We start from the raw sequence: 12,778 nt of genomic DNA, 5'->3' as shown, positions 1-12,778 counted from the left end.
CTTCCTTGAAATTAGGGATTGCTGCGACCGAGGCCGTAGGTCAGCGCCAAGGCCCCCACGAGCACGGCGCCCTTGACGAAATCCTGGGTGTAGTAGGGGGCGTTCAGCATGGTGAGGCCGTTCAGGAGCACGCCGACGAAGACCGCGCCGGCGATGGTGCCGAGCACGTTCGGGCGCCGCAGGTTGAGTACGGCGAAGCCGATCAGTGCGGCGGCGACCGAATCCATCAGCAGCGAGCCACCGGAGGAGACGTCGCCACGCCCGACGCGGGCGGCAATCACGATGCCGCCGAGCGATGCCAGCGTGCCCGACAGGACATAGGCAAGCGTCTTCAGCCTGACCGTCGAGGCGCCGGCGAGGCGGGTGGCGACCTCGTTGCCGCCGGTCGCAAACAGCAGCCGGCCGATGCGGGTGCGCTCGGTCAGAATGAAGAGGAGAATGGCAACCGCAGCCATCAGCACCACGGCAACCGGCAGGGTACCGAAAATGCTGTAGCGGCCGATCAGCAGGAAGGCCGGGTCATAGGCGCCGGTCGCCTTCGATCCGTCCGGCAAGGTCAGGCCTGATGAAATCGACCGGCCCGCGGTCGGGATCAGTTGCAGGCCGGAAAGCAGGAACATCATCGCCAGTGTCGCCAACAGATCCGGCACCTTCAGGCGTACGATCAGGAAGGCGTTGGCAAGACCGACCAGGGCGCCGAAGGCGAGCACCAGCGGCACCGTCGCATAGGCATCGAGGTGCCAGACGATCATCGCATAACTCGCCGCCATCACGCTCGATGCGGCGACCGCGCCGATCGACAGGTCGAAACCGCCGACAGCCAGCGTGACGGTGACGCCGGCGCCGAGGATGGCGACGACCGAGACCGCCTGCAGGATGCTCATCAGATTGGCGATATTGATGAAGGCGGGCTCGGCGATGGTGAAACCGACGACGAGAGCCGCAAGCAGGATGAACACCGCGCCTGCCCGCAGGAACGCTCCGAGGGCAGCAAGGCGGCGGCTGTCGGTCTGCGGCGATACAGCTGGCCGCGTGCCGGCCTGCGGAAGAGTGTCGTCGTCGATCGTCGTCATGCGGATATTCCCTGAATGGCGGAAGGAGCGGCAATTCCGCCTGCAGCGGGTTCCAACAGGTGGCGGTCGATAACGAGGATGCGGTCGGCCACCTCATAGGCCTCCTCTGGGTCGGAGGTCGCGATCAGCGTCGCCCGGTCGGTGCGGGCGCGGATTGCCCGGATGATGTCGTGACGGGCGCCGACGTCGACGCCCTGGAAGGGTTCGTCGAGCAGCAGCAGCCGGCTCGGCTCCGCCTCCCAACGGGCGATCACCGCCTTCTGCTGGTTGCCGCCGGAGAGCGACCAGATCGAGGCGAGGGGACCCGCGGCCTTGATGCCAAGACGGATGATCGCCTGTTCGGCCTCGCGTCGTTCACGCCCGCCGACGAGGAAACCACCGGGATACCATTTGCCGAGATGCGGCAGGCTGATCGTCGCCGAAAGCGAATGACCCGGCCATGCCGGCGGCATGAGCGAGGAGCGATGCCGGTCCTCGGCCGCCATGACGACACCCGCTGCAATCGCTTCGGCCGGGCTTTTCGGCCGGTAGGGCCGGCCGTCGAGAAACATTGCGCCACGGCCAAGCGCCGTCACGCCGAAAATCGCCTGGAGCAGCCGGCTCTTGCCGGCGCCGAGCACGCCTGTTACCGCGACCACCTCGCCCTCATGCAGCGACAGATCGAAGGGCGCGCTTGCCGAGAGCAGGCTGATATCGCGCATTTCGAAAATCACAGGTCCGGTCGCCGGCCGCGCATCCGGCCGCGCCGCATCCAGTCTGCGGCCGATCATCGTCTCGATGGCACTCGAAAAATCGATCGGCCGCGAGAAGGTGGCGACGACCCGGCCGCCACGCATGACGAGCGCCCGGTCGGCGATGGCTTCCAGATCGGCCGTGCGATGCGAGATGTAGAGGATCGCCAAGCCGCGCTCGCGCAGCCTCAGCAGAACATCGAACAGGCGGCGGCTTTCCGCTCCGGAAAGGCTCGCCGTCGGCTCGTCGAGGATGAGAAGATCGGCGCGATTGGCAAGCGCCCGGGCAATCGCCACCAACTGACGGTCGGCACTTGTGAGTTCGCCGAAATCACGATCGAGCGGCAGGCTGAAGCCGGCTGCATCGAGCAACGCCTGTGCGGCGCGGCGGATGCTTCCGCGCGAAACGAAGAAGGGCGTGCCGCGGTCGGCGAAGCGGTTGAGGAGCAGGGCGTCGGCAACGGTCAGACCGGCCGCGCCGACGAGATCCGTCGATTGGTGCACGGTGACGACGCCAGCTTTTGCCGCCTCGGCCGGGCTGCGCGGCGAGAAGGGACGGCCATCGAGATGGATCGTGCCGCCATCGGCAGGCAGCACGCCCGACAGGATCTTCACCAGCGTCGATTTGCCCGCGCCATTCGCGCCCATCAGCGCCACGATCTCGCCGCGCTCTATCGAAAGATGAGCGCCGGCAAGCGCCTGCGTCGACCCAAAGCTGCGGGTCATATTGTCAACGTGAAGGAGCGGCATCGGCAAGGTCCGGGACTGCATTCGTACCCGAAGTGTGCCTCGTTCGAAGGGGCAAATTCCAGGCACGCAATTCCTCAGCGAGCAGCGCCCGGGAAACAAAGAATCTCCCGCGACCCGTAAAATCGGATCATTTAATCTACTAAAAACATAGAGATTATATCTAATAAATCGACGCGTCGCGAGGGCTGAACCTGTCAGACGACGCCTCCGATTGTTAGAAGGAACGCGACGATGAAATCCCTCGCACGGCTCGCCCTCTCCGCCGCCGTCATTCCGTTTATCTTCATTCAGGGCGCAAAAGCCGACGGTCTGTCGGGCGCTCCGGCCCCCTTCGACAAGGGCGGTGTCAAGGTGGCTCTGATCAGCTATATCTCGGCCGGCGATTTCTTCCAGGCCTACCAGGCAGGTGCGGAAACCCAGGCAAAGGCGCTGGATATCGACCTGCGTGTATTCCCCGGCCGGCAGGATGCCGCCGAACAGCGCGAGCAGATCCTTCAGGCGATCAATCTCGGCGTTTCCGGCATCGTCATCGACCACGGCCTACCGGAATCGCTTGGCGACGTGGTCCAGCAGGCACTCGACAAGGGCATCAAGGTCGTGGCCTTCGACGTCAATCTCAACAACCCGAAGATTCCGCAAGTCGAGCAAAGCGACCATGAGCTTGCTTCGCTGGCCCTCGACCAGGTGGTGAAGGACAACGGCAAGGAGTTTAAAGCGGGATACGTCTATGTCGCCGGCTTTGCACCGCTCGACCGCCGCAACGAAGTCTGGGACAAGTTCAAGTCGGAGAATAAGGGTGTTGTGGAAAAGGCCCGTTTCGGCAATGTCAGCGACACGACGGCAACCTCGACCGCCGATCAAGCGAAGGCCGCGCTGACCGCCAATCCCGATATAACGGTCGTCTTCGCTCCCTATGACGAATTTGCCCGCGGCGTGAAGCTCGCCGCCAACGATCTCGGCATCGCCAAGAAACTCAAGATCTATTCGGCCGACGTTTCCACAGCCGATATCCAGGAAATTACCGAGGAAGGCAGTCCGTGGGTCGCGACCGTGGCAACCAATCCGGCCGTCGTCGGCGCTGTTTCCATCCGCGCCGCAGCGCTCGAAATCGCCGGGCAGACGGTTCCCCATCAGATTACCGTGAAGCCGACGCTTCTGACGCAGGAAAGCCTGCGCGCGGCCGGCGTCAAGACGATCGAGGACCTGGCGGCCAAGATCCCGGCCTTCAGCACGAGCGATGCGGCAACCGCAAGCTGGATCCCGGACAAGCTGTTCTGAGATTTCAGCTCGATCCTTCCGGCGGAAGCGTAGGCCTCCCGCCGGATCATCTTTTTAAAGAATTGGAGTTCCGCCATGAGCCAATCCAATATCGTCTTCGCGGTGAGCCGCAACCCGACGCGAGAAGACCTCTTTGCGCGCGCCGAGGAGATCTCGGCCGATCTTTCCCGCCGCGCCGCAGACCTCGACCGCGAGGGCCGCCCGCCGCTTGCCGAGATCGTAAAGCTGAAAAATGCCGGCCTGCTCAACGCGCTGCATCCCGCCGAGATCGGCGGCGGCGGCCTCGATTGGGTCGACGGGCTGAGACTGGTGCGCATTCTCGCTCGCGGCGAGAGCTCGATCGGTCAGCTGCTCGGCTACCACTATGTCAACAGTCAATACATCTACTGGGCGCTCGACCCCGCGCGCGCCTACGCGCTGGGCAGCGAAACGGTGGCGAAGAATCTCTACTGGGGTGCCGCCGTCAATCCGCGCGATCCCGGGCTGGTGCTCACCCGCCGCGGCAACGGTTATGTGCTGAACGGGCGCAAGTCCTTCTCGACGGCAGCGCGTGTCTCCGACTACATCAACGCCAATGCGGCGCTCGACGACAAGATCGCCGGCTTTGCCGTGCCGACCAATCGCCCGGGCTACGTCGCCAATGACGATTGGGACAATATCGGCCAGCGCCTGTCGGACAGCGGCAGCGTCGAATTCCACGACTTCCCCGTCTATGAGGAGGATTTCGTCGGCGCGCCGGCCGCGCCCGATGCCGTCGCACCGGTGCTTTCAACCTTCAACACGCCGTTCATCCAGCTGGTCTTCGTCAACTTCTATCTCGGCACCGCCGAAGGCGCGCTCCAGGCGGCACTGGATTATGTCCGCACCACCACCCGGCCGTGGATCACCTCAGGCGTAGAGCGGGCGGCCGACGATCCTTATATCCTCGAACGGGTCGGCGAATTCACCGCGGCGCTGAAGGCCTCGGCAACCCTTGCCGACAGCGCAGCCGCTGCGGTGCAGGCGGGCCTTGCCAAGGGCCCGAAGGTGACTGCACGCGAGCGGGGCGACGCGGCGGCCGAAGCCTATGCCGCCAAGGTTCACGCCACCCATGTCTCGCTCGACATCACCTCACGCGTCTTCGAACTCACAGGTGCTCGCTCGACGGCGGACAAATACCGCTTCGACCGGTTCTGGCGCAATGTCCGCACCCACACGCTGCACGACCCGGTCTTTTACAAGGCAAGGGAAGTCGGCGAGTTCGTGCTGAACGATAAGATACCGGAGGTCAGCCTCTATAGCTGAGGCGACCACTCCCGCCAGGAAGCAAAACCCCACCGCCGGCGACGGCGGTGGGGTTTTTGTTCGAGGGATCGAATTTTAGAGCGCGCCGTTCTTCGGCGGCGTCACGCCGTTCAGATGGTAGTTGCCGACGACGTGGTATTTCCAGCGCACGGGATCGTGCAGCGTATGGGTGCGGGCATTGCGCCAGTGGCGGTCGAGATTGAGGCCGACCTGCACCGACGAGGTTCCGGCAAGCTCGAAGAGCGTATTCGCCGCCTCGATCGCGACCTCGGTTGTCAGAACCTTGGCGGCGGCAACGGCAAGTGTTGCCTCGATAACCTTTTGCTCCGTCGTCTCGACCTGCGCGGCATCGACCTTGTGGCCGGCCCGCTCCACCAGCGCCGTCGCGGCTTCGAGCCGGATGGCGATCTGCCCCACCTTGGCGATCGTCAGCGGATCGTCGGAGGCGCGGTCGAGGCCGCTGTCCATCCAGGGGCGCGATTTCGTTCTGACGAAATCCATCGTTTCGGCAAAAGCCGCCCGCGCGATGCCAAGATCGATGCCGGCGTGGATGATCTGGCCGACCGATCCGATCGTGGTCGGCCGTTCGAAGCCCTTGTGATGGAACACCACGGAATCGGCGCTGACATAGACGTTGTCGAGGACGGTCGTGCCGCTGCCGGTGGTGCGCTGGCCGAAGCCGTCCCAATCGTCGACGATCTCGACGCCCTCGGTGCCCTTCGGCACGAAGGCCATGGTCAGCCGGTCCTCCTCGTCGAGCGCGAAGATGGTAATCCAGTCGGCAAAGAGCACGCCTGTGGAATAAAATTTACGGCCGTTGATCCGGTAGCCCGGTCCGTCGCGGGTGATGCGCGTGTTGTAGTGGCCGACCGTCTTCGTGCCGCGCTCGGAAAGCGCGTTGCCGAAACGATCGCCGGCCAGCGCGCGGCCGAAGAAATAGCGTTGCTGCTCCTCGCTTCCGTCCGTCCTCAAGGCTTCGAGAATATAGAAATGGTTCTGGGGGATCTGGCCGATTGAACTGTCGGCCTCCGACAGGATCGCAGTGATCTCGGCAAGCACCGCATTGGAGACATCGAGCCCGCCATACTGGGCCGGGACGGTGACCGCCAGAAGGCCAGACTGCGCGAGAAGATCGAGTTCGGCAAAAGGCAGCACCCGGTCGGCGTCGCGCTCGGCGGCACGAGCAGCAAAGCCTTCCGCCAACCGGCGGGCGGTCGCGATCGCCTCCTCGTCGCTGCCAATGCGGGCGGCCACCGGCCGGATTTGGTCTGCTTGCCTGAGCACGGTATTCATCGATGTCTCCACTTCTGACGGTCCTATCGGTGAAAGAATTCGAGCGCCGAGATAAGAGCACAAATTCTATAGATGCGATAGAAAACGAAAAGTGTTTGCTTATCAGCTTTCGGCCGACGCGATTAAGTGGTGCGGTCGAGCTGTTCGCATGAGGACGTAAGTCGGGACGAATTGAAAATCCTGCGCAGAATTGCCGCTGCCGGCCTCGATTTGGTTTCCGCGGCCTCCTACGTAACCGATATCCGGTGCCCCACCGCAACGGTGCAGCAAGACCCCCCGGGGTAGGCGGCCGCCTTGCCCGATCCATGAGGAAAATCATGACCCGTTCACGGCAATTGCGCCTCGGCGCCTTCATGCGTCCCGTCAGCCTGCATACCGGCGCGTGGCGCTATCCAGGTTCCTACCCCGACGCCAATTTCAATTTCGCGCATCTGAAATCTTTCGCGCAGGCGCTGGAACGGGCGAAATTCGACGCCTTCTTCATGGCCGACCACCTCGCCGTGCTCAACATGCCGGTCGAGGCACTGAGGCGCAGCCATACCGTCACGTCCTTCGAGCCCTTCACGCTGCTCTCGGCACTGGCGGCGGTGACGGAGCGCATCGGCCTCGTCGCCACCGCCTCCACCACCTTCGACGAACCCTACCACATCGCCCGGCGCTTTGCCTCGCTCGACCATATCAGCGGCGGCCGCGCCGGCTGGAATATCGTCACGACGTCGAACCCCGACGCCGCGCTCAATTTCGGCCTCGATGAGCATATTGAACACGGCGAGCGTTATCATCGTGCGCGCGAGTTCTATGATGTCGTGACCGGCCTCTGGGACAGCTTCGCCGACGACGCTTTCATCCGCGACCGGGAAAGCGGTCTGTTCTTCGATCCGGAAAAGATGCATGTGCTCGCTCACAAGGGCGAGGAACTGAGCGTGCGCGGACCGCTCAACATTGCCCGTCCGCCGCAGGGCTGGCCCGTCATCGTCCAGGCCGGCCAGTCGGATCCGGGTCGCCAACTCGCGGCCGAAACCGCCGAGATGGTCTTCTGTTCGCCGCGCGATCTTGCAGCCGGCAAGGCGCTTTATGCCGATATCAAGGGTCGCATGGAAGCGATCGGCCGCAATCGCGACCATCTGAAGATCCTGCCCGCCGCCTTCGTTATCGTCGGAGACAGTATCGAGGAGGCGCGCGCCAAACGCGCTACCCTCGACAGCCTGGTGCACTACGACAGTGCCATCGCCTCGCTCTCGATCGCGCTCGGCCACGATGCCTCGGGTTTCGATCCCGACGCGCCGCTGCCGGCCGATATTCCCGAGACCAATGCAAGCAAGACCGGCCGGGCGCAGGTGTTGAAACTCGCCGCCGAGGAAAAGCTGACCGTTCGCCAGCTGGCGCAGCGTTACGGGGGCTATGCCGGCCTTGCCTTCGTCGGCACGCCGGCCAGCATCGCCGACGAGATGGAGCGATGGCTTGATGAGGAGGGCTCGGACGGCTTCAATGTCGTCTTCCCCTATCTGCCGCAAGGTCTCCTTGACGTCACCGAGCGGCTGGTTCCCGAGCTTCAGCGCCGCGGCTTGTTCCGTAGTGAATATGACGGCACGACGCTGCGCGAGCATCTCGGACTGCCGAGGCCGGAAAATCGGTTCTTTGTATCGGAAGCATGAGGCACTGCTGCGGGCGTCGCGACCGAAACGATATTCGTATCGGGGAGGATGCCGTTCAGAACTCGACGGTCCTGTCGCCGAAGCTCAAGCGCTGCGGCTCGAACTCCCTTTCCCCCGTCCTGGGATCGAATGCGTCACTTTCCCCCGGCACGAGTTCCAGCGGCCAGATGATGTTCCGGCCGCCATCGGGATAAAAATCCCGATAGGCCGGCATGTTGGCGAGGAGTAGCTGACCGAGTGCGACGCCGAGATCGTAGAGCGACATGCGAAAACAGCTGAGCGAGGGCTGCAGGAACCGGGCGCGCGGTGCATCGCGGAAGCCGATCACCGCAAGGTCGCGGCCGGGCAGAATGCCCGCTTCCATCAGGCGGCGGTAAAGGCCGATCGCCATCAGCTCGTAGATCAGGATCACCGCCGTTGGCCGCTCATCAAGCAGCAGCAGTTCATGGGCCGCCTGATAGCCGCCCTGTTCGCTCGTCTTGACACGGATGACGAGCGCCGGATCGAAGGCGATGCCGCGCCGTTCAAGTGCACGGCGATAGCTCTCGACAAAGACGTAACCGAGGTTGACCTCGCTCGAGGGCGTGGTGATGGCGATCCGGCGATGGCCACGCGCCACCAGCCGCTCGACAGCGCGTTCGGCGACACCTTCGAAATCGAGGTCGATCCAGGGAAAGCTGCTGGCCGAAAGGCTGCGGCCGACGGCAACGAAGGGGATCTTTGCCCGCGAGAGGAGATCGACCCGCCGATCGATGCGCTGCGTATTGGAGATGATCATCGCGTCGACGACGCGCCGCGCCACCATGCGCTTTAGATATTCGCGCGGATCCTCGTCGCTCGGACAAGGCAGCATGATGAGGTCGAGCTTATGGCGAGCAAAAACGCTCTGCAGGCCGCTGGTGACGCCGAGGAAGAAGTTGTCGGCATTTTCGACTGCCTCCTGGCTCGATTCGATCATCAAGCCAATCACCTTCGTCTCACCCTGCCGAAGACTTCGCCCCGATTGATTGGCGACGTAGCCGAGTTCCTCTGCCGCCGCCAGCACGCGCCGGCGGGTTTCCTCGTTCACGTCAGGCTTGCCGTTCAGCGCACGGGAGACCGTGCCGATCGAAATATCAAGGTGTTCGGCAAGCTGACGTATGCCTTTCATTGCTGACGATTTTCCTCCGGTCCGCACTTTCGCAATCGACCTCTATTGACATCGCAAAATGTTTCCGCCTACATTCGTAAACGTTTACGGGATGCGTGTCACCAGGAGAGTTGGCGCCATTCCTTCGGAGGAAATCGTGAAATTCAGAGCCATTCTGTGCGGGTGCGGAGCTATGTCCAAGGGTTGGTTGCGCGCCATTGCGTCCAACCCTCTTCTGGCCGAATCCATCGCCATCGTCGGCCTCGTCGACCTGAGCCGGGAAACGGCTGAGAAGCTCGCCGCCGAGTTCGGTCTCAAGGACGCCGTCATTGGTTCGGATCTCTCCGACATCATCGCCGAGACGAAGGCCGATCTGGTCTTCGACATCGTCATTCCCTCCGCGCGTCATAATGTCGTTTCCACGGCGCTCAAGGCCGGCTGCCACGTGCTCAGCGAAAAGCCGATGGCGGCTTCGCTTGCCGAAGGTGCCGCATTGATCGATCTTGCGACGGAGACCGGCCGCATTCATGCCGTCATCCAGAACCGCCGATTCATATCCGGCGTCCGTCGCCTGCGCCGTTTCGTGGAAAGCGGTGCGATCGGCGAACTCACCGGCATCCATTGCGACTTCTTCCTCGCGCCGCACTTCGGCGGTTTCCGCGATGAGATGGACAATGTGCTTCTTCTCGACATGGCGATTCATACCTTCGATGCGGCGCGCTATGTGGCCGACAGGAAGCCGCTCGCCGTCTACTGCGTCGAGCGCAATCCGAAGGGTTCCTGGTACAGGCACGGCGCCTCGGCCAATGCCATCTTCGAATTCTCCGACGACATCGTTTTCACCTACCGCGGCTCATGGTGCGCCGAGGGCGAGCGCACCAGCTGGGAAAGCCAGTGGCGGCTTGTCGGCTCGAAGGGAATGCTCACCTGGGACGGCGAGGAGACCTTCAAGGCGGCCATCGCCGGCGAAGAGCCCGGCCTTCTGCGCGGCGCTGCCTCCGTAAACGTTCCCGGTCCGGAGCGGGACGAGGAAACTCACGGCCACGCGAGCGTCATCGCCGACTTCATTGCGGCGATCCGCACCGGCAAGCAGCCCGAAACCGTCAATTCCGACAATATCAGAAGCCTAGCCATGGTCTTCGGCGCGATCGAAAGCGCCAAGAGCGGCCGGCGCATCGAAATTTCAGCATAGGATGAAGTGACGTGAGCAACCCTGCAAAATCCATTCGCATCGGCACCATGGTCAGCGGCAACAAGGGCGATGCCGCCGCGCGCATCGGCCAGATTGCCGGCCTGGGCTTCGAGAGCTTCGAACCCTTCTTCTGGCAGACGACGAAGGGCCAGAACCTCGCAGAACTCGGCAAACGCTGCCTCGATGCGATCGGCGACCGCGATATCACCATTTCGACGCTCGGCATGTTCGGCAACCCGCTGGAAGAAGACGCGATCGACCTGGAGACGTTGCAGGGCTGGAAAGACTGCATCGACAACGCCCATCACTTCGGCGCCACCTGCGTCGCCGGCTTCACCGGACGCATTCGCGGCAAGCCGCTGACCGACAGCCTGCCGCGCTACAAGCAAATCTGGAGCGAGCTCGCCAAGCGCGCCGCCGACAAGGGCGTCAGGATCGCCTTCGAGAATTGCGCCATGGACGGCAACTGGGCGAGCGGCGACTGGAACATCGCGCACAATCCCGATGCCTGGGAACTGATGTTCAACGAGACGCCGGATGAGCATATCGGGCTGGAGTGGGAACCATGCCATCAGATGGTCTACCTGATCGACCCCCTGCCGCAGATCCGCAAATGGGCGCACAAGATCTTCCACGTCCATGGCAAGGACGCGACCATCCGCTGGGAAGTCATCAAGGAACACGGCATCTTCGGCAAGGAGAAGTTCGTCTTCATGCGCACGCCGGGCTTTGGCGACAGCAACTGGACCGACATTATTTCCGAACTGCGCCTTGCCGGCTGGTCGGGCTCGATCGACATCGAAGGCTGGCATGACCCGGTCTATCGCGACGAACTTGAGATGACTGGCCAGGTCTACGCGTTGAACCATCTCAAGCATGCCCGGGGCGGCGAATTCGTCGTCGATCCGGTCTGATAATATCGTGACCGGCAAGGAGGAATTGCCGGCCCACGGGGATAACCACAAAGGAGGAGAACCATGGCTATCCGCAAATATGCAATTCTCGGCGCTCTGGCGCTCGCAGGCGTCTCGCTCTTCGGCCTATCCGCCAAGGCGGAAGACGTCAAGCTGACGCTCTGGTCGCTTGACAAGGACACCCAGCCGGCGCCGACACTGGTCAAGCAATTCAATGACCAACATAACGGCATCACCATCGAATATCGGGTGATCCAGTTCGACGACGTCGTCACCGAAGCCATGCGCGCCTACGCGACCGGCCAGGCACCCGATATCATCGCCGTCGACAATCCCGAGCACGCGCTCTTCTCGTCGCGCGGCGCCTTCCTTGATCTCACCGACATGATCAAGAACTCGAAGGTCATCAAGCCCGAAAACTACTTCCCCGGACCGCTGAAGTCGGTCGAGTGGGATGGCAAATATTTCGGTGTCCCGAAGGCGACGAACACGATCGCCCTCTACTACAACAAGGATATGTTCAAGGCGAAGGGCCTCGATCCGAATAAGCCGCCGCAGACCTGGGACGAACTGGTCGAAGATGCGCGCAAGCTGACTGATCCCGCCAAGAACGTCTACGGCCTTGCCTTCTCGGCCAAGGCCAACGAGGAGGGCACCTTCCAGTTCCTCCCCTGGGCCCAGATGGGCGGCGGCAGCTACGAGCACATCAATGCCGACGGCGCGGTTAAGGCACTCGGGATCTGGAAGACGATCATCGACGACAAGCTCGCTTCTCCCGACACGCTGACCCGCGGCCAGTGGGATTCCACAGGCACCTTCAACTCCGGCAACGCCGCAATGGCGATCTCGGGTCCCTGGGAACTCGACCGTATGCTGCAGGAAGCGAAATTCGACTGGGGCGTTACCCTGCTTCCGATCCCCAAGGAAGGGGCTGAACGCTCCTCGGCCATGGGCGACTTCAACTGGGCAATCTTCGCCTCGAGCAAACATCCGGCCGAAGCCTTCAAGGCGCTCGAATATTTTGCCTCGCAGGACGACAAGATGTTCAAGAACTTCGGCCAGCTTCCGGCTCGCTCCGACATCTCGATCCCCGAGACCGGCCAGCCGCTGAAGGATGCCGCCCTCAAGGTCTTCCTCGAACAGCTGAAATACGCGAAGCCCCGCGGCCCGCATCCGCAATGGCCGAAGATCTCCAAGGCGATCCAGGACGCCATCCAGGCGGCGCTGACCGGCCAGATGAGCCCGAAGGACGCGCTCGACCAGGCCGCGGACAAGATCAAGGCTGTGTTGGGGTGAGGAGCGGTTCGGCGCAGCCGAAGCAATCGATCCAGTGAATCGATTGCAGCGACGAACGCCCGAAGCATAAGCGCAGGGCCGGGGGCGCCACTTGCTCCCTGTCCTCTCCCCTTCGGCAATCCGTACCTGGGTCGAGCCGCGTGTCTCGACCCGTCCTTCGGACCCTCCGCTGGGGAGAAGGAG

The 12,778-nt window shown here is 63.0% G+C and carries 10 protein-coding genes; 6 read left to right on the top strand and 4 right to left on the bottom strand.

Annotated features, from left to right (window positions below; translation table 11 throughout):
* Positions 1-11 precede the first annotated feature (11 nt).
* Together NE852_RS27305 and NE852_RS27300 are read right to left on the bottom strand one after the other, a co-directional pair.
* Positions 12-1,073, bottom strand: coding sequence for an ABC transporter permease (locus tag NE852_RS27305; protein WP_008529842.1), 1,062 nt, complete (start codon positions 1,071-1,073; stop codon positions 12-14).
* Positions 1,070-2,554 (bottom strand): sugar ABC transporter ATP-binding protein, encoded by a 1,485-nt coding sequence (locus NE852_RS27300; protein ID WP_008529841.1) that lies wholly within the window; start codon positions 2,552-2,554, stop codon positions 1,070-1,072. The genes NE852_RS27305 and NE852_RS27300 overlap by 4 nt, the downstream gene beginning before the upstream one ends.
* Positions 2,555-2,785: 231 nt before the next feature.
* On the opposite strand from NE852_RS27300, the gene NE852_RS27295 reads away from it, so the two are divergent.
* Complete coding sequence (locus NE852_RS27295; protein WP_008529840.1) at positions 2,786-3,832, top strand: substrate-binding domain-containing protein; 1,047 nt, start codon at positions 2,786-2,788, stop codon at positions 3,830-3,832.
* Between the two features lie 75 nt (positions 3,833-3,907).
* Positions 3,908-5,116, top strand: a complete 1,209-nt coding sequence (locus tag NE852_RS27290) for an acyl-CoA dehydrogenase family protein (RefSeq protein WP_258156867.1) — start codon at positions 3,908-3,910, stop codon at positions 5,114-5,116.
* 75 nt (positions 5,117-5,191) lie between these two features.
* On the opposite strand, the gene NE852_RS27285 is transcribed toward NE852_RS27290, so the two are convergent.
* The gene (locus NE852_RS27285; RefSeq protein WP_008529835.1) at positions 5,192-6,409 is read right to left on the bottom strand and encodes an SfnB family sulfur acquisition oxidoreductase; all 1,218 of its coding nucleotides are present in this window, start codon (positions 6,407-6,409) and stop codon (positions 5,192-5,194) included.
* 317 nt (positions 6,410-6,726) lie between these two features.
* On the opposite strand from NE852_RS27285, the gene NE852_RS27280 reads away from it, so the two are divergent.
* Positions 6,727-8,064 carry an LLM class flavin-dependent oxidoreductase gene (locus NE852_RS27280; RefSeq protein WP_008529834.1) on the top strand — a complete coding sequence of 446 codons (1,338 nt, stop codon included), beginning with the start codon at positions 6,727-6,729 and terminating at the stop codon, positions 8,062-8,064.
* A gap of 55 nt (positions 8,065-8,119) precedes the next feature.
* On the opposite strand, the gene NE852_RS27275 is transcribed toward NE852_RS27280, so the two are convergent.
* On the bottom strand, positions 8,120-9,214 hold the full coding sequence (locus NE852_RS27275) for a substrate-binding domain-containing protein (RefSeq protein WP_008529832.1): 1,095 nt from the start codon (positions 9,212-9,214) through the stop codon (positions 8,120-8,122).
* Between the two features lie 136 nt (positions 9,215-9,350).
* Here NE852_RS27275 and NE852_RS27270 point away from each other — a divergent pair, with 136 nt between their 5' ends.
* The 3 genes from NE852_RS27270 (at position 9,351) to NE852_RS27260 (ending at position 12,595) form a co-directional block, all read left to right on the top strand.
* Complete coding sequence (locus tag NE852_RS27270; protein ID WP_008529830.1) at positions 9,351-10,385, top strand: Gfo/Idh/MocA family protein; 1,035 nt, start codon at positions 9,351-9,353, stop codon at positions 10,383-10,385.
* An 11-nt stretch (positions 10,386-10,396) separates the two neighbouring features.
* Positions 10,397-11,299, top strand: coding sequence for a sugar phosphate isomerase/epimerase (locus NE852_RS27265; RefSeq protein WP_008529828.1), 903 nt, complete (start codon positions 10,397-10,399; stop codon positions 11,297-11,299).
* A 63-nt stretch (positions 11,300-11,362) separates the two neighbouring features.
* Positions 11,363-12,595 carry a sugar ABC transporter substrate-binding protein gene (locus NE852_RS27260; protein WP_008529827.1) on the top strand — a complete coding sequence of 411 codons (1,233 nt, stop codon included), beginning with the start codon at positions 11,363-11,365 and terminating at the stop codon, positions 12,593-12,595.
* Positions 12,596-12,778 lie beyond the last annotated feature (183 nt).

The organism is Rhizobium sp. Pop5 (assembly GCF_024721175.1).
Lineage (GTDB): Bacteria > Pseudomonadota > Alphaproteobacteria > Rhizobiales > Rhizobiaceae > Rhizobium.
Note: the sequence above shows the minus strand (reverse complement) of the source record. Positions and strands in the feature narration are given on the sequence as shown.

What these genes read in the sequence shown, in the direction of transcription:
- NE852_RS27305 (WP_008529842.1), bottom strand. Translation starts at nt 1,073, where the DNA reads ATGACGACGATCGACGACGACACTCTTCCGCAGGCCGGCACGCGGCCA.
- NE852_RS27300 (WP_008529841.1), bottom strand. Translation starts at nt 2,554, where the DNA reads ATGCCGCTCCTTCACGTTGACAATATGACCCGCAGCTTTGGGTCGACG.
- NE852_RS27295 (WP_008529840.1), top strand. Translation starts at nt 2,786, where the DNA reads ATGAAATCCCTCGCACGGCTCGCCCTCTCCGCCGCCGTCATTCCGTTT.
- NE852_RS27290 (WP_258156867.1), top strand. Translation starts at nt 3,908, where the DNA reads ATGAGCCAATCCAATATCGTCTTCGCGGTGAGCCGCAACCCGACGCGA.
- NE852_RS27285 (WP_008529835.1), bottom strand. Translation starts at nt 6,409, where the DNA reads ATGAATACCGTGCTCAGGCAAGCAGACCAAATCCGGCCGGTGGCCGCC.
- NE852_RS27280 (WP_008529834.1), top strand. Translation starts at nt 6,727, where the DNA reads ATGACCCGTTCACGGCAATTGCGCCTCGGCGCCTTCATGCGTCCCGTC.
- NE852_RS27275 (WP_008529832.1), bottom strand. Translation starts at nt 9,214, where the DNA reads ATGAAAGGCATACGTCAGCTTGCCGAACACCTTGATATTTCGATCGGC.
- NE852_RS27260 (WP_008529827.1), top strand. Translation starts at nt 11,363, where the DNA reads ATGGCTATCCGCAAATATGCAATTCTCGGCGCTCTGGCGCTCGCAGGC.